The organism is Aeromonas sp. Y318-1 (assembly GCF_027706125.1).
GTDB lineage: Bacteria > Pseudomonadota > Gammaproteobacteria > Enterobacterales > Aeromonadaceae > Aeromonas > Aeromonas hydrophila.
This window is the reverse complement of the sequence record NZ_JAPDCM010000008.1, coordinates 200,079-217,788: the sequence shown is the minus strand read 5'-3', so window position 1 is coordinate 217,788 and position 17,710 is coordinate 200,079. Positions and strand designations below refer to the sequence as shown.

At 60.4% G+C, this 17,710-nt stretch carries 19 protein-coding genes and 1 other RNA gene; 16 read left to right on the top strand and 4 right to left on the bottom strand.

Annotated elements, in window-relative coordinates; translation table 11 throughout:
• Positions 1-204: 204 nt before the first annotated feature.
• The 7 genes from rplM to OKB87_RS13870 all read left to right on the top strand — a co-directional run bounded on the left by rplM (position 205) and on the right by OKB87_RS13870 (position 5,017).
• The gene (gene rplM / locus OKB87_RS13900) at positions 205-633 is read left to right on the top strand and encodes a 50S ribosomal protein L13 (protein WP_005336289.1); all 429 of its coding nucleotides are present in this window, start codon (positions 205-207) and stop codon (positions 631-633) included.
• A gap of 15 nt (positions 634-648) precedes the next feature.
• Positions 649-1,041, top strand: coding sequence for a 30S ribosomal protein S9 (gene rpsI, locus OKB87_RS13895; RefSeq protein WP_005336286.1), 393 nt, complete (start codon positions 649-651; stop codon positions 1,039-1,041).
• Positions 1,042-1,336: 295 nt separating this feature from the next.
• Positions 1,337-1,927, top strand: coding sequence for a ubiquinol-cytochrome c reductase iron-sulfur subunit (gene petA / locus OKB87_RS13890; RefSeq protein WP_011707597.1), 591 nt, complete (start codon positions 1,337-1,339; stop codon positions 1,925-1,927).
• Between the two features lie 2 nt (positions 1,928-1,929).
• A complete protein-coding gene (locus OKB87_RS13885; protein WP_011707596.1) occupies positions 1,930-3,147 on the top strand; it encodes a cytochrome b in 1,218 nt (405 codons plus the stop codon).
• Positions 3,144-3,878, top strand: a complete 735-nt coding sequence (locus tag OKB87_RS13880; RefSeq protein WP_011707595.1) for a cytochrome c1 — start codon at positions 3,144-3,146, stop codon at positions 3,876-3,878. The genes OKB87_RS13885 and OKB87_RS13880 overlap by 4 nt, the downstream gene beginning before the upstream one ends.
• 87 nt (positions 3,879-3,965) lie before the next feature.
• Positions 3,966-4,595, top strand: a complete 630-nt coding sequence (gene sspA, locus OKB87_RS13875) for a stringent starvation protein SspA (protein WP_011707594.1) — start codon at positions 3,966-3,968, stop codon at positions 4,593-4,595.
• Positions 4,592-5,017, top strand: coding sequence for a ClpXP protease specificity-enhancing factor (locus OKB87_RS13870; RefSeq protein ID WP_167824813.1), 426 nt, complete (start codon positions 4,592-4,594; stop codon positions 5,015-5,017). Before sspA ends, OKB87_RS13870 begins: the two co-directional genes overlap by 4 nt.
• Before the next feature lie 51 nt (positions 5,018-5,068).
• Here the strand turns inward: OKB87_RS13870 and dolP are convergent, their stop codons facing one another.
• The 4 genes from dolP to OKB87_RS13850 are packed head-to-tail and all read right to left on the bottom strand — an operon-like array spanning position 5,069 to position 8,352.
• Positions 5,069-5,647 (bottom strand): division/outer membrane stress-associated lipid-binding lipoprotein, encoded by a 579-nt coding sequence (gene dolP, locus OKB87_RS13865; protein WP_024945441.1) that lies wholly within the window; start codon positions 5,645-5,647, stop codon positions 5,069-5,071.
• Between the two features lie 4 nt (positions 5,648-5,651).
• Entirely contained in the window at positions 5,652-6,242 is a 591-nt protein-coding gene (locus tag OKB87_RS13860) for a D-sedoheptulose-7-phosphate isomerase (protein WP_005305871.1), read from the bottom strand.
• Positions 6,243-6,251: 9 nt separating this feature from the next.
• A complete protein-coding gene (locus tag OKB87_RS13855) occupies positions 6,252-6,644 on the bottom strand; it encodes a YraN family protein (protein WP_135318865.1) in 393 nt (130 codons plus the stop codon).
• Entirely contained in the window at positions 6,565-8,352 is a 1,788-nt protein-coding gene (locus tag OKB87_RS13850) for a penicillin-binding protein activator (RefSeq protein ID WP_270827765.1), read from the bottom strand. Before OKB87_RS13850 ends, OKB87_RS13855 begins: the two co-directional genes overlap by 80 nt.
• Before the next feature lie 199 nt (positions 8,353-8,551).
• Here OKB87_RS13850 and rsmI point away from each other — a divergent pair, with 199 nt between their 5' ends.
• The 9 genes from rsmI to mraY all read left to right on the top strand — a co-directional run bounded on the left by rsmI (position 8,552) and on the right by mraY (position 17,707).
• A complete protein-coding gene (gene rsmI, locus OKB87_RS13845) occupies positions 8,552-9,385 on the top strand; it encodes a 16S rRNA (cytidine(1402)-2'-O)-methyltransferase (protein WP_016352184.1) in 834 nt (277 codons plus the stop codon).
• Positions 9,386-9,510: 125 nt separating this feature from the next.
• Positions 9,511-9,897, top strand: an RNA gene (rnpB, locus tag OKB87_RS13840) — RNase P RNA component class A.
• A 450-nt stretch (positions 9,898-10,347) separates the two neighbouring features.
• A complete protein-coding gene (gene mraZ, locus OKB87_RS13835; RefSeq protein WP_005305730.1) occupies positions 10,348-10,806 on the top strand; it encodes a division/cell wall cluster transcriptional repressor MraZ in 459 nt (152 codons plus the stop codon).
• Positions 10,807-11,745, top strand: coding sequence for a 16S rRNA (cytosine(1402)-N(4))-methyltransferase RsmH (gene rsmH, locus OKB87_RS13830; protein WP_017409427.1), 939 nt, complete (start codon positions 10,807-10,809; stop codon positions 11,743-11,745).
• A gap of 3 nt (positions 11,746-11,748) precedes the next feature.
• A complete protein-coding gene (ftsL, locus tag OKB87_RS13825) occupies positions 11,749-12,063 on the top strand; it encodes a cell division protein FtsL (protein ID WP_005305726.1) in 315 nt (104 codons plus the stop codon).
• A complete protein-coding gene (locus tag OKB87_RS13820) occupies positions 12,060-13,814 on the top strand; it encodes a penicillin-binding transpeptidase domain-containing protein (protein WP_270827764.1) in 1,755 nt (584 codons plus the stop codon). The genes ftsL and OKB87_RS13820 overlap by 4 nt, the downstream gene beginning before the upstream one ends.
• Positions 13,795-15,279 carry a UDP-N-acetylmuramoyl-L-alanyl-D-glutamate--2,6-diaminopimelate ligase gene (gene murE, locus OKB87_RS13815; RefSeq protein ID WP_270827763.1) on the top strand — a complete coding sequence of 495 codons (1,485 nt, stop codon included), beginning with the start codon at positions 13,795-13,797 and terminating at the stop codon, positions 15,277-15,279. Before OKB87_RS13820 ends, murE begins: the two co-directional genes overlap by 20 nt.
• A complete protein-coding gene (locus OKB87_RS13810; RefSeq protein ID WP_270827762.1) occupies positions 15,276-16,631 on the top strand; it encodes a UDP-N-acetylmuramoyl-tripeptide--D-alanyl-D-alanine ligase in 1,356 nt (451 codons plus the stop codon). Before murE ends, OKB87_RS13810 begins: the two co-directional genes overlap by 4 nt.
• The gene (gene mraY, locus OKB87_RS13805; RefSeq protein ID WP_011707583.1) at positions 16,625-17,707 is read left to right on the top strand and encodes a phospho-N-acetylmuramoyl-pentapeptide-transferase; all 1,083 of its coding nucleotides are present in this window, start codon (positions 16,625-16,627) and stop codon (positions 17,705-17,707) included. Before OKB87_RS13810 ends, mraY begins: the two co-directional genes overlap by 7 nt.
• Positions 17,708-17,710: the final 3 nt, after the last annotated feature.

Below are 17,710 nucleotides of genomic sequence, written 5' to 3'. Positions count from 1 at the left end.
CTAGCTTCATGGCAGTGAAATTAGCAGGTGATATTTAAGGCAACTTCACTTATAATCGCCCGGCCCACGTTACAGCTGTCGATAAGACAGCAACACTTTAAGCTTTACTTGTATTCGAAGGGGTACAGGTAGGCCATCGTTTGTTGTTTGTGGGAGAGCCCCCATAAGCAATTGGGTCTGTAACAGGTAATTGGGTTTAACTTAATGAAAACTTTCGTTGCCAAGCCAGAAACCGTAAAACGTGACTGGTACATTGTGGACGCAGAAGGTAAAACTCTGGGTCGTATCGCAACCGAGATCGCTGCTCGTCTGCGTGGTAAGCACAAAGCTGAGTACACTCCGCACGTTGACACCGGTGATTACATCATCGTTGTAAACGCTGAGAAGGTACACGTAACCGGTAAGAAATTTACCGACAAAATGTACCATGCTCACTCCGGTTTCCCGGGTGGTATCAAGTCCATCAGCTTCGACAAGCTGATTCAGCGTAAACCGGAAATGGTAATCGAAGCTGCCGTCAAAGGCATGCTGCCGAAGGGTCCGCTGGGCCGTGCCATGTTCCGTAAGCTGAAAGTTTACGCAGGCGCCGAGCACGCTCATGCTGCTCAGCAACCTCAAGTACTGGATATCTAACGGGAACTGGCAACAATGGCAGAAAATCAATACTACGGTACCGGCCGTCGCAAAAGCTCCACTGCTCGCGTATTTATCAAAGCGGGTAGCGGTAAAATCGTAATCAACCAGCGCTCCCTGGAGCAGTACTTCGGCCGTCCGACTGCCCGCATGGTAGTTCGTCAGCCGCTGGAACTGGTTGAGATGACCGAGAAACTGGACCTGTACATCACCGTTAACGGTGGTGGCATCTCCGGTCAAGCTGGTGCGATCCGCCACGGTATCACTCGTGCTCTGATGCAGTACGATGAAACCCTGCGTTCCGAACTGCGTAAAGCAGGCTTTGTTACTCGCGATGCCCGTAAGGTTGAGCGTAAGAAAGTCGGTCTGCACAAAGCTCGTAAGCGTCCGCAGTACTCCAAGCGTTAATTCGCTTTTGGTACGCACTCTCGCGAGTGTCAAAAAAGCCTGGCCATGTGCCAGGCTTTTTTTATTGGTAATATTACCAACGGCATTGCTAACACCACGTCACAAAAGACAAAAAATTGTGTATTTATTGTTTTTGACCTTCGCTTCTCTTTCTTGTCAAGTTGTTATCTTTTCTTTAAAATTCCCTCGGTTTTTCTGTGACAATTGTAACTCCGCTTCCGCCGCTGTTGTCACGGAAGAAAGGGGAACAGGGACACAATAAGAATGTGCGGAGTCCACATGGGAGAGTTTTTGGATGAGCAATGCGCCAGTTGATACCGGTCGCCGCAGATTTCTTACCTGGTCAACGGTCGCCGTTGGTGGGGTAGGAGCTGCTTTTACCGCAGTGCCGTTTATTAAGTCATGGAACCCGAGTGCCAAAGCCAAAGCGGCGGGTGCTCCGGTAGAAGTGGATATCAGTAAGTTGGAACCAGGCCAGCTCATCCGTGTTGAGTGGCGAGGCAAGCCGGTCTGGGTGGTGAAACGCACCAAGCAGACGCTGGATGCCCTGGCCGCGCACGACGACAAGTTGCGCGATCCGGCTTCCGACGAGCCCCAGCAACCCGACTATGCCCATAACGGTTACAGATCCATCAAGCCGGAGATCTTCGTGGCCGTCGGTATCTGCACTCATCTGGGCTGCTCCCCCTCCTATCTGCCGGACAGCTTTGGCGAGCAGGTGCAGGGCGTGACCTCAGGCTTCTTCTGCCCCTGTCATGGCTCCAAGTTCGACATGGCTGGTCGAGTGTTCCAGGGGGTGCCAGCACCCTTGAACCTGGTCATTCCGCCGTACAAATATCTTAGCGACACCACCATCCTGGTTGGTGCCGATGGCAAGGAGGCCTGACCATGTTTGCCAAACTGATGGGCTGGATTGACTACCGCTTTCCGCTCACTGCCATGTACAACGACCACATGGCCAAGTACCCGGCGCCCAAGAACCTGAACTTCTGGTACTTCTTTGGCTCGCTCGCCATGCTGGTGCTGGTCAACCAGATCATCACGGGTATCTGGCTGACCATGAACTACAACCCCTCCGCCGAAGGTGCATTCGCCTCCGTGGAGTACATCATGCGGGATGTGGACTACGGCTGGTTGCTGCGCTACATGCACTCCACCGGTGCATCCGCCTTCTTCATCGTGGTCTATCTGCACATGTTCCGCGGCATGATCTACGGCTCCTACCAGAAGCCGCGCGAGCTGCTGTGGATCTTCGGCATGCTGATCTTCCTCTGCCTGATGGCGGAAGCCTTCATGGGCTATCTGCTGCCGTGGGGTCAGATGTCGTTCTGGGGTGCCCAGGTCATCATCTCGCTGTTTGGCGCCATTCCGGTCATCGGTGACGATCTGACCCTGTGGATCCGCGGTGACTACGTCATCTCAGGCGCTACCCTGAACCGCTTCTTTGCACTGCACGTCATCGCCCTGCCGCTGGTACTGGTGATGCTGGTGGCCATGCACATTTTGGCGTTGCACGAAGTGGGCTCCAACAACCCGGACGGCATTGACATCAAGAAGCACAAGGACGAGAACGGCTGGCCGCTGGATGCGGTGGCATTCCACCCCTACTTCACCGTCAAGGACATGATCGGGGTCGCAGGCTTCCTGTTCCTGTTCTGCGCCATCATCTTCTTCAAGCCGGACATGTGGGGTTATTTCCTCGAGAAGCCGAACTTTGAAGTAGCCAATGGTCTGAAGACCCCGGCCCACATTGCGCCTGTCTGGTACTTCACTCCCTTTTACGCCATCTTGCGGGCGGTGCCTGACAAGCTGCTGGGCGTCATCATGATGGGGCTCTCCATCGTGGTGCTGTTCCTGCTGCCCTGGCTGGATCGCTGCAAGGTACGTTCGGTGCGCTATCGCAGTACCCTGCACAAGCTGAACATCGCCCAGTTCGTGGTCTGCTTCATCATTCTCGGGGTGCTCGGCGTCTTGCCATCGACTCCGACCCTGACGCTGATCGCCCAGATCTGTACCCTGGGTTATTTCGGGTTCTTCGTCCTGTTGTTCTTCTACAGCAAGAATGAAAGCACCAAGCCGCTGCCGGAGAGGGTGACATTTAAATGAAAAGAATAATTTTTGCAGTGCTGACCCTGCTGCCGTCGCTGGTGTTTGCCAACACCGGGGCAGTGCACCTGGACAAGGCCAACTATGACCTGAACGACAAGGCGTCGTTGCAGCGTGGTGCGGCCACCTTCATGAACTACTGCTTTGGCTGTCACAGCACCCAGTACCAGCGTTACAACCGGGTGGCGGCAGACATCGGTATTCCGGAAGATCTGATGGCGGCCAATCTGATCGTCAATGGTGCCAAGATCGGCGATCTGATGGAAAACTCGGTGCCGGACAAGGATGCGGCCAAATGGTTTGGCGCCCCGCCCCCCGATCTGACGCTGGTTGCCCGGGTACGTGGTGCCGACTGGATTTACACCTACCTGCGTTCTTTCTACGTGGATGAGACCCGTCCGTTTGGCGTGAACAACGTGGTGTTCCCGTCCGTGGGCATGCCGCACGTGCTGGAACCGCTGCAGGGCACTCCGCGTGCCGAGTTCGCGACCCACACAGTCGACGGAGTGGAAGTTCAGCAGGTTGTCAGTGTCAAATCTGACGGCAACGGTGAAATGAATAACGAAGAGTATGATCAGACGGTACTGGATCTGGTAAACTTCTTGGTCTACTCGGCTGAACCGGTACAACAGGAGCGCGAACGCATGGGCTTCTGGGTACTTGGCTTCATCGTGATCTTCTTCATCTTCACTGTGCTGTTGAAGAAGGAATTCTGGCGCGACGTTCACTAAGCGACCAGATCCGGGTAATATAATGCACGGCAATGAAGACCAAGAGGCTTCATTGCCGTTTCTGCTTTTTAATGACGGGAGGGTTCAATGGCTGTAGCTGCCAATAAGCGTTCGGTAATGACGCTGTTTTCCGGTGCCAACGATATGTTCAGCCATCAGGTGCGCATTGTCCTGGCGGAGAAGGGTGTTAGCGTAGATATCTGCCAGGTTGACCCAAGCAACCTGCCGGATGAGCTGGCCGAGCTGAACCCCTACAACACCGTACCGACTCTGGTCGATCGCGAGCTGGCGTTGTACACCTCACGCATCATCATGGAATATCTGGACGAGCGCTTCCCGCACCCGCCCCTGATGCCGGTCTACCCTGTGGCCCGCGGCAACAGCCGTCTGATGATGCATCGTATCGAGCTGGACTGGTATTCTCTGGCCGACAAGATCATGGCGGGTACCGACGTGGATGCGGCACGTGCCGAACTGCGGGACAACCTGCTGGCCATCGCGCCGATTTTCGGTGAAATGCCCTATTTCATGAGCGAAGAGTTTGGCCTGGTCGACTGCTACATGGCCCCGCTGCTGTGGCGTCTGCCGAGTCTCGGCATCGACTTCACCGGTCGTGGCGCCAAAGAGCTGAAGGCCTACATGGTTCGCCTGTTCGAGCGCGAGTCTTTCCAGGCTTCCCTGACTGAAGCCGAGCGCGAGATCCGTGCCGGCGTATGAGCATGGAACCGACAATGACACCCAGTCGCCCGTACCTGCTGCGGGCGTTCTTCGACTGGTTGCTGGACAATGACCTGACCCCGCATCTGGTGGTCAACGTCAACATCCCTCATGTGATGGTGCCGATGCAGTTTGTCCAGGATGGACAGATAGTGCTGAATATCGCACCCCGTGCGGTAGGGCAGTTCCACATGGACAATGAAGCCATCAGCTTCAGCGCCCGTTTTGGTGGTGTCTCCCAGCAGGTTTACATCCCGATGGCGGCCGTATTGGCCATCCATGCCCGGGAAAATGGCGTGGGTACCCTGTTCCCGCCCGAGCCGGGTTATGACCTCTGGCTGGAGCAGGCCGAGGCGCCAGTGGAACCCGAGCCGGAACCGCCGCGCCCGAGCGGTCGTCCGATCCTGAAGGTCATCAAATAAAAAACGCAGCCAGCTGGCTGCGTTTTTTTATGCCGAGAGTCGGCGGATAGACTAGTTCTGGGCGAACTCGAAGGCCTTGATCACGCGCTTGACGCCGCTGACGTGGCGGGCGATCTCGACGGCGTGATCCCCTTCCTGGCGGGTCACCAGGCCAATCAGGAATACTTCGCCATTCTCGGTGACCACCTTGACCTTGGCACTGTCAAAATTCTTGGCGCCCAGCATGTCTGCCCGCACCTTGGAGGTGATCCAGGAGTCGTTGCTGCGAACTCCTATGCTGACCGGCTGGCCGAGGCGCAATTCGTTGTAGACGTGGCGCACACCCTCGATGCGGGCCACTATCTTGCCAGCTTCGAGCTTGTAAGCGTCAGAAGGTGTCTGGCCGACCAGCAGCACGCGGCCGTTGTTGCTGTAGACGCTGATCTTGCTGGCCGCGCTCAGCGGCTTGTTGTCAGCCAGCAGGTTGGCCGCTTTCAGCTCGATAGCCTGATCATCCCACTGGGCGCCCAAGGTGCGGCGATCGCCGGAGGCTTTGGCGGTGCCAGCGGCACCGCCTACCACTACGGCTGCGCAGCCTTGCAGCAGCAGGGTGCCGGCCAGCAGGCCGAGCAGGAGCATTTGCTTGTTCATGGTTTCAATCTTCCTGTTGCGGGAAAAGAGTCTGGTCGATGAGATCACACAGGCAGTGCAGGGTCAACAGGTTCACTTCCAGAATGCGGGGTCGACGAGCCGACGGCACCCGGATCTCCACGTCGTTGGGGCCGAGCAGACCGGCGATCTCGCCGCCGTCACCGCCACCCAGCACCACTATGGTCATGTCGCGGGAGAGGGCTGCCTCGGCGGCCTTGATCAGGCTGCGGCTATTGCCCGTGGTGGTGATGACTACCAGGATATCGCCGGGCTGACCGAGCGCCCGGATCTGCTTGGCATACACCTCTTCAAAACCGTGATCGGTGGCGATGGCGCTGATGGTGGCCATGTCAGGGGTCAGCGCCATGCCGGGCAGGGAAGGGCGCTCGGTTTCGTAGCAGTTGACCAATTCCGAGATGAACAGCTGGGCCAGCGCTGCGGAAGGACCGTTGCCGCATGCCATCACCTTGTGGCCATTGAGCAGGCAGATGGTCAGCATCTGGGCTGCGGTATGGATGGCATCCGGCAGCGCCTCGGCGGCGGCTATCTTGGTCTGGATGCTCTCGGTGTAGTTTTCTTTGATGCGGTCAGTCATGGGGTCCTCTTAAAATGCGTTCTGGATCCAGTCTGGCTGGTCGCCCTCGAACGCGATCACATCGAATCGGCAGGCCTGGCTGGCCTCGTTGATGGCATGTTGCTTGAAATAGTGGCGCGCTGCCAGCACGATCTTGTGCTGCTTGCGACGGGTGACTGAAGCGGCGGCGCCGCCATGGCTGGTCTGGGCGCGGTAGCGGACCTCAACAAACACCAGGGTCTCCCCCTGGCGCATGATGAGATCGATCTCGCCGCCCCGGCAGCGGTAGTTGCGGCTCACGGGTTGCAGGCCGCGGGCCTGCAACCAATGTTCCGCTAGCTGTTCAAAGTGCTGTCCCTTGCTCGGTGCTGACGGGAACAGGTTCTGCCACTGCTGGTGCATCCGTGCCAATAGACCCTTCATGGGGGGCTCCCTCGAGCTGAGGCATGGCACTGTCGCTGACCAGCTTGCCGTTCTGGTAGGTGGCCCAGTCTAGTACCCGCACTATGTTGCCGCTGGCATCCACGCTCAGCTGGCCGCTCATGCCCGGCTGCTGCATGGCATTGACCTTGCGCATCTGCTGCAGGTTTTCTGCCAGCGCCACGGCATCGTAGCCCAGCGCGAACAGACGCAGCAGGTCACCCTGGGTTTGCGGCCAGAGCAGGGCGATCTGTTCGCGCTGCTTCTCGTAACCGCCCAGCAGCAGCGGCATATCGGAGATATGCATGCCGTTGAGCTCGGAAGCCACTTCGGTGGTGGCGCTGTCATAGCTGCGCGAGCTGCTGTAGATCGGCAGGCTGCCCATCGGATTGACCGAGATGTCCACATACGGCTTGATCATCCGGGTCTCGAGGCTGTTGGCGACCACATAGACCACGTCGATGCTGCGCGGCGCCGTGTCAGCAAGCTGCACCACTTCGCCGGCCCGGGCGGTGGAGCGACCGCTCAGGGCGTTCTTGACCATGCCCTGCACTTCGTTGCGAGCGCCGAAGGTGGCGACGACCGGCTTGTCCTGGCTCACGGTGACCCAGGCCTGTTCGAACGCCTTGATGCTGCCATAACCGATCCGGCCCTGGGCTGCGATCAGCAGCGGCTTGCGATAGCCCTGACCATAGAGGTACTGGGCGGCCTGCGCTGCATCGGCGGCGGCGGAGAGGGAGAAGTAGAAGGTGTTGTCATTGACGATCGGCTTGTCCAGCTCGTTGAGAGCCAGCACCGGCACGGTCGGATTTGACTTGAGCAGCTCCTCGACCCGGTCTTTGAGCAGCGGGCCGATGATCATGTTGGCCCCTTCCTGAATCGCCTGTTTGTAGAGCTCGCCCATCGACTTGGTCTGGGTGTCGTAGAAGTTCAGGGTGAACTGGCCCTGATTCTCCTTGTAAGACATCAGCATGCCGTTGCGGATGGCGGCGCCCTGCGGTTCCAGATTGCCGGAGAGCGGCAGGAACACTGCGATCTGCTGCAGGGTATTGATGTTGCTGGCCGCCAGATCGCCCAGACCCGCCGGCATGTCTTTCTGGGCCGGGTGGTTCGGGAAGGCCTGCTTCCAGCCAGCGAGCTGGCGCGCCAGCTGATTGGGCTGGGCGCCGAACTCGTTCACCAGCGCCGCCAGTCGCAACCAGCCGGTAGTCACGTCGGGGGCTGGCGCCTCTTCCAGTGCCTGCAGGGTGGAGGGGGTCATGCTTTTGAGCAGTGACCAGATTTGCTGGTGATTGGTCGCCAGCTCATTCTGCGCCAGATAGGGCTCCAGCAGGATCAGCGACTTGGCGGCACCGAACTTGTTGTTGATGTCCAGTTGCAGCACCACCCGCTGGCGATACCAGTCCTTCTGGGTATCGGCATCCAGCACCACCTCGGGCTTGCCCTCCAGCAGGATCAGCGCTTGGTTGGCGTTGCCCTGGGTGAGCAGCAGGTGAGCCTGCAACAGTTGCAGCTGGGCCTTTTGCTCGGCGCTCTGGCCCTGCTTCTGCAGTTGCTGGAACAGGGCCGCGGCCGGCTTGGCCTGGCCGAGCGCCAGATAGCTGCGCGCCGCCATCACCTGCCAGGTGAAGGCTTCGGCTGGTTTGGCCGGATCTACCTGTGCCAGATACCACTGGGCATTCTTGGTCAGATCCGAGAAGGCCGACGGCATGCCGGATTGTCCGGTTGATTGATTGGGCTCCGACGCACAGGCGGCAAGAAGTACTGCCGCGAGTAGGATGCCGAAGAGTCGTGATACACTTAGCTGCTTTGTAACCCGGTTCAAGTTCATTCCCCGACCAGTGTTGAAATTCTCCATAGTGTAAACGGGCCAATATGGCGACACAATTGTCGGGACACTCGGAGCTCCCATGAGTGACATCCCAACCCTGTACATAGTCCCCACCCCGATCGGCAATCTGGCTGACATTACCCAGCGTGCATTGGACATTTTACGCAGTGTCGATCTGGTGGCTGCCGAGGATACCCGCCATACCGGCATCCTGCTCAGCCACTATCAAATCTCGGTGCCCACCTTCGCCCTGCACGATCACAACGAACAGCAGAAGGCTGACGTGCTGATCGGCCGGATAAAAGAGGGCAAGAGCGTGGCCCTTGTCTCCGATGCCGGTACGCCACTCATCAGCGACCCCGGTTATCACCTGGTCACCCGTTGTCGCGAAGCCGGGGTCAAGGTAGTGCCGCTGCCCGGCCCCTGTGCTGCCATCACGGCGCTGTCAGCGGCCGGGTTGCCCACCGACCGGTTTGCCTTCGAAGGATTTCTGCCGGCAAAAGCCAAGGGCCGTGACGACCGTTTGCAGGCAGTGATCGAAGACACTCGCTCACTGGTGTTCTACGAATCCCCGCGTCGGGTGCAGGACACGGTGGAAGCGATCGCCCGCATTCTCGGCGAACGCCAGGTGGTGGTGTGCCGCGAGCTGACCAAGACCTTCGAGTCGATCCACGGTCTGCCCGCCTCCGAGATGCTGGTCTGGCTGGGTGAGGACGAAAATCGCTGCCGCGGCGAGATCGTGCTGGTGGTTGCGGGCGCCAATAAAACGGAAGAGGAACTGCCGGCCGAGGCGATCCGCACCCTGGGACTGCTGGTGGCCGAACTGCCGCTCAAGAAAGCAGCGGCGCTCACCGCCGAGATCCACGGGGTGAAGAAGAACGCGCTCTACAAGTACGGCCTTGAACATTACTGAGACAGGCAAATGCAGGCCGGAGGCCAGCCTTGGCGTTGTCTGGCCTGGCCCCGAGTGCGATTAACTCGGTCAAAACTCAATTGCAGGTTTACCCGAGGTGCCGGACAAGGCTATAATCCGCGCCCGGAGTTGGCTGGGCAATCGCTGCTTCGTCGTTGTGTCCCTCGGGACAGACGGGCGGAGGGGAGGAAAGTCCGGGCTTCATAGGGCAGGGTGCCAGGTAACGCCTGGGGGGCGTGAGCCTACGACCAGTGCAACAGAGAGCAAACCGCCGATGGCCCGCAAGGGATCAGGTAAGGGTGAAAGGGTGCGGTAAGAGCGCACCGCGCGACTGGCAACAGTTCGTGGCACGGTAAACTCCACCCGAAGCAAGACCAAATAGGCCCCTATTGGCGCGGCCCGCGTTGGGGGCGGGTAGGTTGCTTGAGCCAGCGAGCGATTGCTGGCCTAGAGGAATGATTGCTACCCGGGGCAACCCGGTACAGAACCCGGCTTACAGGCCGACTCCGACCTATTCCTGAAGAGCCTTGCGATTTATCGCGAGGCTCTTTTTTATTGGCGAGAAAAATAGCGGCTTGTATCGAAAGATATATGCGTTGACGGATAGTGAGATGGTCGGCTCTATGCATATAGATCAGTTGGTTATGGTTTTTTCATACACAATGCCTGAGCTATGTGGGGGCCTGTGAATCTGAGCGGATCATTCCGCTGCTTATTCGTTCACCCTGCTGAGCTTTTAATTCTTCGCAATTAATCGGATTGCCGTAAACACAAATAACTTGTGGAAAATCAACTCATTTAATCCTCGCTGCTGAAACGCTGCGTCAATATGTTCCCCATGCCCGAGATCCTCGCTTGAAAAGCCCTCAGCACGTCCTTAAACTTCAAGGTGGGGAAAAGTGGATCAAAGTGGTTTTTATCGGGCGGTTTGCCCCCTTTAACTCATTTTCAGGGACTGCAATTTGTTGCGTGGTGCGCATGCCATCAGCCTCGACAGCAAGGGGCGATTGGCGATTCCGACCAAGTACCGTGATTGGCTGCGCGACGAAAGCGAGGGCCAGCTGGTCTGCACCATCGATATTGCCCATCCCTGCCTGCTGCTTTACCCCCTGAACGAATGGGAAGAGATCGAGCGCAAGCTCAAGACGCTCTCCAGTATGAATCCCCTTGAGCGCCGCCTGCAGCGGCTGTTGCTCGGGCATGCGACCGAATGCGAGCTGGACGGCAATGGCCGTCTGCTGCTCAGCCAGCCACTGCGCAGCCACGCCGGGCTGGACAAGAAGATCATGCTGGTGGGCCAGCTCAACAAGTTTGAGCTGTGGGATGAAGCCCGCTGGCAACAACAGGTCAATGACGACATTCAGGGCCTGCCCGAAGACGACTGGGCAAGCTCGCCACGACTACAGGATTTCTCTTTATAAATGACCCAAGCCGCTGAACACATCACAGTGCTGCTGCACGAAGCCGTTGAAGGGCTGGCCATCAAGCCGGACGGCATCTACGTCGACGGTACGTTTGGCCGGGGTGGTCACTCTCGTCTCATTCTCCAGCAGCTTGGCCCCAACGGCCGGCTGATCGCCATCGATCGGGATCCCCAGGCCATTGCCGAAGCGGCCAAGATCCAGGATCCCCGTTTCGAAATCGTGCACGGCCCCTTCTCCGGCATTGCCTCCTATCTGGATGAACGCGGCCTGCTGGGCAAGGTAGACGGTTTCCTGCTGGATCTGGGGGTCTCTTCTCCCCAGCTGGACGATGCCGAGCGCGGTTTCAGCTTCATGAAGGACGGTCCGCTCGACATGCGGATGGACCCCACCTCCGGTCAGAGCGCCGCCGAATGGCTGGCTCGCGCCGATGTGGACGACATTGCCTGGGTGCTGAAGACCTTCGGCGAGGAGCGTTTCGCCAAGAAGATCGCCCGCGCCATCGTGCACGATCGGGTGACCGAGCCCTATGTCCGCACCCGTCAACTGGCGGAGATGATTGCCCGGGTCAATCCGAGCAAGGAGAAGGGCAAGCACGCCGCTACCCGCAGCTTCCAGGCCATCCGCATCTACATCAACAGCGAGCTGGACGAGATCGAGACCGCGCTCAACGGCGCCCTGCAAGTGCTGGCTCCGGAAGGTCGTCTCTCCGTCATCAGCTTCCATTCGCTGGAAGATCGGCTGGTGAAGCATTTCATCCGTAAGCACGAGAAAGGCCCGGAAGTGCCGCACGGCATTCCGTTGACCGAGGCCCAGCTGGCCGGCGGTCGAAAATTGAAATCGGTCGGCAAGGCGCTCAAGCCTTCCGAACACGAAGTCAGCGAAAACAGCCGATCCCGCAGCTCGGTGCTGCGGGTCGCCCAGCGGTTGGCGGAGTAAGCCATGAGCGAGGTGCGCGTTCATCTGGCCAGGGAGATCCTCGGTGATCTCTGGCGGCACAAGCTACAGGTGGTGCTGGCCATCGCCGTGCTGATCACCGCCTTTGCGGTGATCCTGGTGACCAACATGACCCGCGGTCTGACGGCCAAGCAGAACGACCTGATGGCGGAGGAGGATCGCCTCAACATCGAATGGCGGCACCTGTTGCTGGAGCAGGGCACGCTGGCCGAGCACTCCCGGGTGGCGAGTCTGGCCATGGACAAGTTGCAGATGGCTCGCCCGCTGGTGACCACCGAGAAGGTAATTACACAACCATGAAACGCAAGGCTTCCGCCAAGGCCCAACCCAAGGTCAAAGCTCCGTCACTCTATCCGTGGCGCTTTCGCACGCTGGTGTTCTTCATCGGCATTGCGTTTGCCGGCTTGATCCTGCGACTGGCCTGGATCCAGGTGATCGACCCGGATCGGCTGCGTCAGGAAGGGGACATGCGTTCGCTGCGTACCACCGCCACTCAGGCGGTGCGCGGCATGATCACCGATCGCAACGGCGAACAGCTGGCGGTGTCGGTGCCTGTTGAGGCCGTCTGGGCCGATCCCAAGACGGTGCACGAATCCGGCGCCATCCATAACGAGCGGGCCTGGCTGGCCCTGTCCGCCGTGCTCAAGCTCGACATCAATACCCTCAAGCACCGCATCTCCAACCCGAGCAAGCGCTTCGTCTACCTGCAGCGTCAGGTGACGCCGGCGGTGGCGGAATACATCAAGGGCCTCAAGCTGGGTGGCATCTATCTGCGCCCCGAGGCGCGCCGTTTCTACCCGACCGGCGAGATCAGCGCCCACCTGGTGGGGGTAACCAATATCGACGGCAGCGGCATCGAGGGGATCGAGCGCAGCTACAACGAGTGGCTGACGGCAACCCCTGGCGAGATGCGGGTGCGCAAGGACAGGCAGGGCCGGGTCATCGAGCGGCTTGGTCTGGTCAAAGAGGGCAAGAACGCCAACGACCTGCAGCTGAGCATCGATCAACGGGTGCAGGCGCTGGCCTACCGGGCGCTCAAGCGTGCCACCGACGAGAACAAGGCGACCTCCGGCTCCATGGTGATGCTGGACGTCAAGACCGGCGAAGTGCTCGCCATGGTCAACACCCCCTCCTACAACCCCAACAACCGCGGTCAGTACCAGAGTTTCCGGGTGCGCAACCGGGTGGTGACCGATACCTATGAGCCGGGTTCCACCGTCAAGCCGCTGATCCTGCTCAGCGCCCTGCAAGCCGGCGTTACCAGCTGGAAGGACACCATTCCGGGTGGCCCTTTGTTCATTGGGGCCAAGCAGATCCGCGACGTGAGTATCCACAAGGCGACCAACCTGTACGACATCCTGCGCTACTCCTCCAACATCGGCATGTCGCGCATCGCGCTGCGGATGCCGGCGCAGGAGATGATCAACACCCTCAGCATGGTGGGCTTCGGGATGGACACCGGCAGCGGCCTGATGGGTGAGAGCAGCGGCATGCTGCCCCAGCGCCGGCGCTGGTCTGATATCGAGCGGGCCACCCTGTCGTTCGGCTATGGCCTGCGGGTCACCCCGCTGCAGCTGGCCTCCGCTTATGCCACCCTGGCCAACAAGGGCAAGCGGGTGCCGCTCTCCATCGTCAAGGTGACCGAGCCACCCAAGGGGGAGCAGGTCATCGATCACAACAACGCCACCGCCATGCTGCAGGCGCTGGAGTACGTGGTCAGCAACGCCATTCCGAAAGCGCAGATCCCCGGTTACCGGGTTGGTGGCAAGAGTGGTACCGCCAAGGTCGCGGTCGCGGGTGGCTACGGCAAGGACTACATGGCCTGGTTCGCCGGCTTCGCCCCGGCCAGCAATCCCCGTTTCGTCATGGTAGTGGTGATCAACGAGCCCAAGGGCGACGCCTACTACGGTGGCGCCGTGGCGACGCCGCCGTTTGCCGAGGCCATGGGCGGGGTGCTGCAGCTCTTCAATATTCGTCCTGACGCGGTGCCGCCTGCGGTGCCCACCAAACTTGCCCGTAGGGAGGCTTCCAATGTTGTCCCGCGCACTTGATAAACTGATGCGCCCCTTTGGCATTACTGCCCCGGCGCTCGCGCTTACCGACATCCAGCTGGACAGTCGGCGGGTCGGGCCCGGTTGTCTCTTCGTGGCGATTCGCGGGCATCAGGTGGATGGCAGACGGTTTATCGAACAGGCGGTGGCTCAGGGAGCGACCGCCGTACTGTTTGAAGAGGACGGTGAATTCGTGGCACCGGCGCTGAGCGTGCCTTGTCTCGGGATCCCGAGTCTGCCAGCCAGGCTCTCCGAGCTGGCTGGCTATTTCTACGACCAGCCGGCCAGCAAGCTGGATCTGGTGGGCATCACCGGCACCAACGGCAAGAGCACCACGGCGCTGCTGGTGGCCAACTGGCGTACCCTGCTGGGTGGCAAGGCCGGGGTGATGGGCACCATCGGCAACGGTCTGTTCGGCGAGCTGGTGGAAGCGGAAAACACCACTGGCAGCGCGGTGCAGGTGCAGGCCAATCTGGCCGCTCTGCAAGCGCAGGGGGCGGATCTGGTGGCGATGGAGGTTTCCAGCCACGGCCTGGTACAGCATCGCGTCGCGGCCCTGCCGTTTGCTGCCGCCGTGTTCACCAACCTGAGCCGGGATCATCTGGACTATCACGGCACCATGGAGGCCTACGGCGCCGCCAAGGAAGAGCTGCTGAAACTGGTGGACGAACCCTGCGCCGTGCTCAATGCCGACGACCGGTTGGGCCGCCAGTGGCTGGCTGCCTATCCGGCCGCCGTGGCGTTCAGCGTGCACGGCCCGGTGGCCGGTCACCCGGGGCGACAGCTGACGGCGCAGGATCCCCATTTCCACCAGCAAGGTTTTCGCACGCAGATTAACTCCAGCTGGGGGAATGGTGTATTATCCGCCCCCTTGCTCGGGCGCTTCAACGTCAGCAATGTGCTGGCCGCGATGGGCGCCATGCTGGTGCTCGGTTATGACTTCGACGAGTTGCTGGCCAGCGCGCCGCAACTGCAGCCGGTAACCGGCCGCATGGAGTGCTTCGGTGGCGGCAAGGCGCCGCTCGCCGTGGTCGATTATGCCCACACGCCGGATGCGCTGGAGAAGGCCTTGCAGGCCCTGCGGGTGCACTGTGAAGGACGGCTCTGGTGCCTGGTGGGTTGTGGTGGCGATAGGGATCGCGGCAAGCGTCCCATGATGGCGGCCATGGCAGAGCTGCATGCGGATCGCGTGATCCTGACCGATGACAATCCCCGTACCGAGGAGCCGGCCCGGATCATGGCCGACATGGTGGCGGGTCTTCGCGATCCCGGCGCCGTGCAGATCGAGCACGACAGGACCAAGGCAATCCAGCTGGCACTGAGCCAGGCGAGCAAACAGGACATCATCCTGGTGGCCGGTAAGGGTCATGAGGATTATCAGATCATTGGAACCGACAAGCGGCACTACAGCGACCGGGAAACCGTTGCGGCCGCCTTGCACACATTATTGGAGTCATTCGCATGATGACCCTCAGGCTTGCCGAGCTGGCGCAGGTACTCGATGCCCGTCTGATTGGTGAAGATGGAGCGATCACGGCTGTGAGCACCGACACCCGTACCCTGGGCGCAGGCGCGCTGTTTGTTGCGCTGCGCGGCGAGCGTTTCGATGCCCACGATTTCTGCGAGCAGGCCGTGGCCGCCGGGGCATCGGCCCTGCTGGTCGAGTGTGAACTGCCGTTGGCGATCCCCCAGCTGGTGGTGACCGACAGTCTCAAGGGACTGGGTCGCCTCGGTCGGCTGGTGCGCGAGCGGATCAACCCGAAAGTGCTGGCCATCACCGGCAGTTGCGGCAAGACCACGGTGAAGGAGATGGCGACCGCCATCCTGCGTCAGGAAGGGGGCGTGCTGGCCACCGCCGGCAACTTCAACAACGAGGTGGGGGTGCCGCTGACCCTGCTGCGCCTCGAGCCGCAACACAGGTTTGCGGTGATGGAGCTGGGGGCCAACCACCCGGGCGAGATCGCCTGGACGACCTCGTTGGCCAAACCCGATGCCGCCATCATCAACAACGTGGCGGCCGCGCATCTGGAGGGCTTCGGCTCGCTGGAAGGGGTATTCCACGCCAAGAGCGAAATCTTCGAGGGGCTGGGCGAGGGCGGTACTGCCATCGTCAATGCCGACAACGAATTCTGGCCGAAGTGGCAGGCGCGCGGGATCCACTGTGCCTTCTCCATCGAGGATCAGCGTCAGCCGTTCCACGCCAGCAACGTGGTGATCAACCAGCAGGGTTGTGCCGAGTTCGTCATGGTGACCCCGCAGGGTGAAGTGAGCCTGACCCTGGCCATCCCGGGCCGTCACAACGTGGCGAACGCCCTGGCCGCCGCCGCCGGCACGCTGGCGCTCGGCGCTTCGCTCGCCTCGGTCAAGGCCGGGCTCGAGCAGATGGCACCGGTCAAGGGCCGTTTCTGCGTTCAGCGCTGGGGTGGTCTCACCCTGGTGGACGACACCTACAACGCCAGCGTGGAGTCCGTGCTGGCGGGCATCGATGCCCTGACCGCCATGGGCGGCTACAAGGTGCTGGTGTTCGGTGACATGAAGGAGTTGGGTGAGGAGTCCGCCGAGCAGCACGCCCGGGTCGGACGCCACGCCAGCGAGCGCGGCCTCGATGCCGTGCTGACCGTAGGGGAACAGAGTCGCCACACCGCAGATGCCGCGGCTGGCCGACATTTCGATAACAAGGCGTCGTTGTTTGAAGTGCTTGCGCAAATGATAAATACACATCAAGAAATCGCGATCCTGGTCAAGGGGGCCCGCGGCTCCCGCATGGAAGATATCGTCGAGATGGTCAAAGACCGTCAGGAGTCAGCCACATGCTAGTCTGGCTGGCGGAACTGCTCACCCCGCACTTCACCTTCTTCAACGTCTTCTCCTACCTGACGTTTCGCGCCATCCTGTCGATCATCACCGGCCTGGTGGTGGCGCTCTGGATGGGGCCGCGCCTCATCCGCCGATTGCAGATCCTCAAATTCGGCCAGGTGATCCGCAATGACGGACCCGAGTCGCACCTGAGCAAGAAAGGCACCCCGACCATGGGCGGCCTGATGATCATCGCCGCCATCTTCATCTCGGTGCTGCTCTGGTGTCGCCTCGACAACCCCTACGTCTGGCTGGTGCTGTTTGTGCTGGGTGCCTATGGCGCCATCGGCTTCGCCGATGACTACCTCAAGGTGGTGCGCAAGAACACCGACGGCCTGATCGCCCGCTGGAAGTACTTCTGGCAATCCGCCGTTGCGCTGGGGGTGGCCGTGTTCCTTTATGCCACCGCCACTCACGACGGTCAGACCCAGCTGGTGGTGCCCTTCCTCAAGGATGTGATGCCGCAACTCGGGCTGATGTTCATCGTATTGACCTACTTCGTCATCGTCGGCACCTCCAACGCGGTCAATCTCACGGATGGCCTGGATGGTCTGGCCATCATGCCGACCGTGATGGTGGCGGGGGGCTTCGCCTTCATCGCCTGGGCCACCGGCAACGTCAATTTCGCCAACTACCTGCATATTCCCTATGTGCCCTATACCTCCGAGCTGGTGATCGTCTGTACCGCCATCGTCGGGGCGGGTCTGGGTTTCCTCTGGTTCAACACCTACCCGGCCCAGGTGTTCATGGGAGACGTGGGCTCCCTGGCGCTGGGCGGCGCACTCGGCACCATCGCCGTGCTGGTGCGTCAGGAGTTTCTGCTGGTGATCATGGGCGGCGTCTTCGTGATGGAGACCGTCTCGGTGATCCTGCAGGTGGGGTCCTACAAGCTGCGCGGCGTGCGCATCTTCCGCATGGCACCGATCCATCACCACTATGAGAAGAAGGGCTGGCCGGAGCCGCGCGTCATCGTGCGCTTCTGGATCATCACTCTCATGCTGGTGCTGCTGGGTCTCGCCACCCTGAAGGTGAGGTAAGCC

Excerpts from the sequence above, each read along its gene's own strand:
- rplM (WP_005336289.1), top strand. The coding sequence starts at position 205 with ATGAAAACTTTCGTTGCCAAGCCAGAAACCGTAAAACGTGACTGGTAC.
- rpsI (WP_005336286.1), top strand. The coding sequence starts at position 649 with ATGGCAGAAAATCAATACTACGGTACCGGCCGTCGCAAAAGCTCCACT.
- petA (WP_011707597.1), top strand. The coding sequence starts at position 1,337 with ATGAGCAATGCGCCAGTTGATACCGGTCGCCGCAGATTTCTTACCTGG.
- OKB87_RS13885 (WP_011707596.1), top strand. The coding sequence starts at position 1,930 with ATGTTTGCCAAACTGATGGGCTGGATTGACTACCGCTTTCCGCTCACT.
- OKB87_RS13880 (WP_011707595.1), top strand. The coding sequence starts at position 3,144 with ATGAAAAGAATAATTTTTGCAGTGCTGACCCTGCTGCCGTCGCTGGTG.
- sspA (WP_011707594.1), top strand. The coding sequence starts at position 3,966 with ATGGCTGTAGCTGCCAATAAGCGTTCGGTAATGACGCTGTTTTCCGGT.
- OKB87_RS13870 (WP_167824813.1), top strand. The coding sequence starts at position 4,592 with ATGAGCATGGAACCGACAATGACACCCAGTCGCCCGTACCTGCTGCGG.
- dolP (WP_024945441.1), bottom strand. The coding sequence starts at position 5,647 with ATGAACAAGCAAATGCTCCTGCTCGGCCTGCTGGCCGGCACCCTGCTG.
- OKB87_RS13860 (WP_005305871.1), bottom strand. The coding sequence starts at position 6,242 with ATGACTGACCGCATCAAAGAAAACTACACCGAGAGCATCCAGACCAAG.
- OKB87_RS13855 (WP_135318865.1), bottom strand. The coding sequence starts at position 6,644 with ATGAAGGGTCTATTGGCACGGATGCACCAGCAGTGGCAGAACCTGTTC.
- OKB87_RS13850 (WP_270827765.1), bottom strand. The coding sequence starts at position 8,352 with ATGCCGTCGGCCTTCTCGGATCTGACCAAGAATGCCCAGTGGTATCTG.
- rsmI (WP_016352184.1), top strand. The coding sequence starts at position 8,552 with ATGAGTGACATCCCAACCCTGTACATAGTCCCCACCCCGATCGGCAAT.
- rsmH (WP_017409427.1), top strand. The coding sequence starts at position 10,807 with ATGACCCAAGCCGCTGAACACATCACAGTGCTGCTGCACGAAGCCGTT.
- ftsL (WP_005305726.1), top strand. The coding sequence starts at position 11,749 with ATGAGCGAGGTGCGCGTTCATCTGGCCAGGGAGATCCTCGGTGATCTC.
- OKB87_RS13820 (WP_270827764.1), top strand. The coding sequence starts at position 12,060 with ATGAAACGCAAGGCTTCCGCCAAGGCCCAACCCAAGGTCAAAGCTCCG.
- murE (WP_270827763.1), top strand. The coding sequence starts at position 13,795 with ATGTTGTCCCGCGCACTTGATAAACTGATGCGCCCCTTTGGCATTACT.
- OKB87_RS13810 (WP_270827762.1), top strand. The coding sequence starts at position 15,276 with ATGATGACCCTCAGGCTTGCCGAGCTGGCGCAGGTACTCGATGCCCGT.
- mraY (WP_011707583.1), top strand. The coding sequence starts at position 16,625 with ATGCTAGTCTGGCTGGCGGAACTGCTCACCCCGCACTTCACCTTCTTC.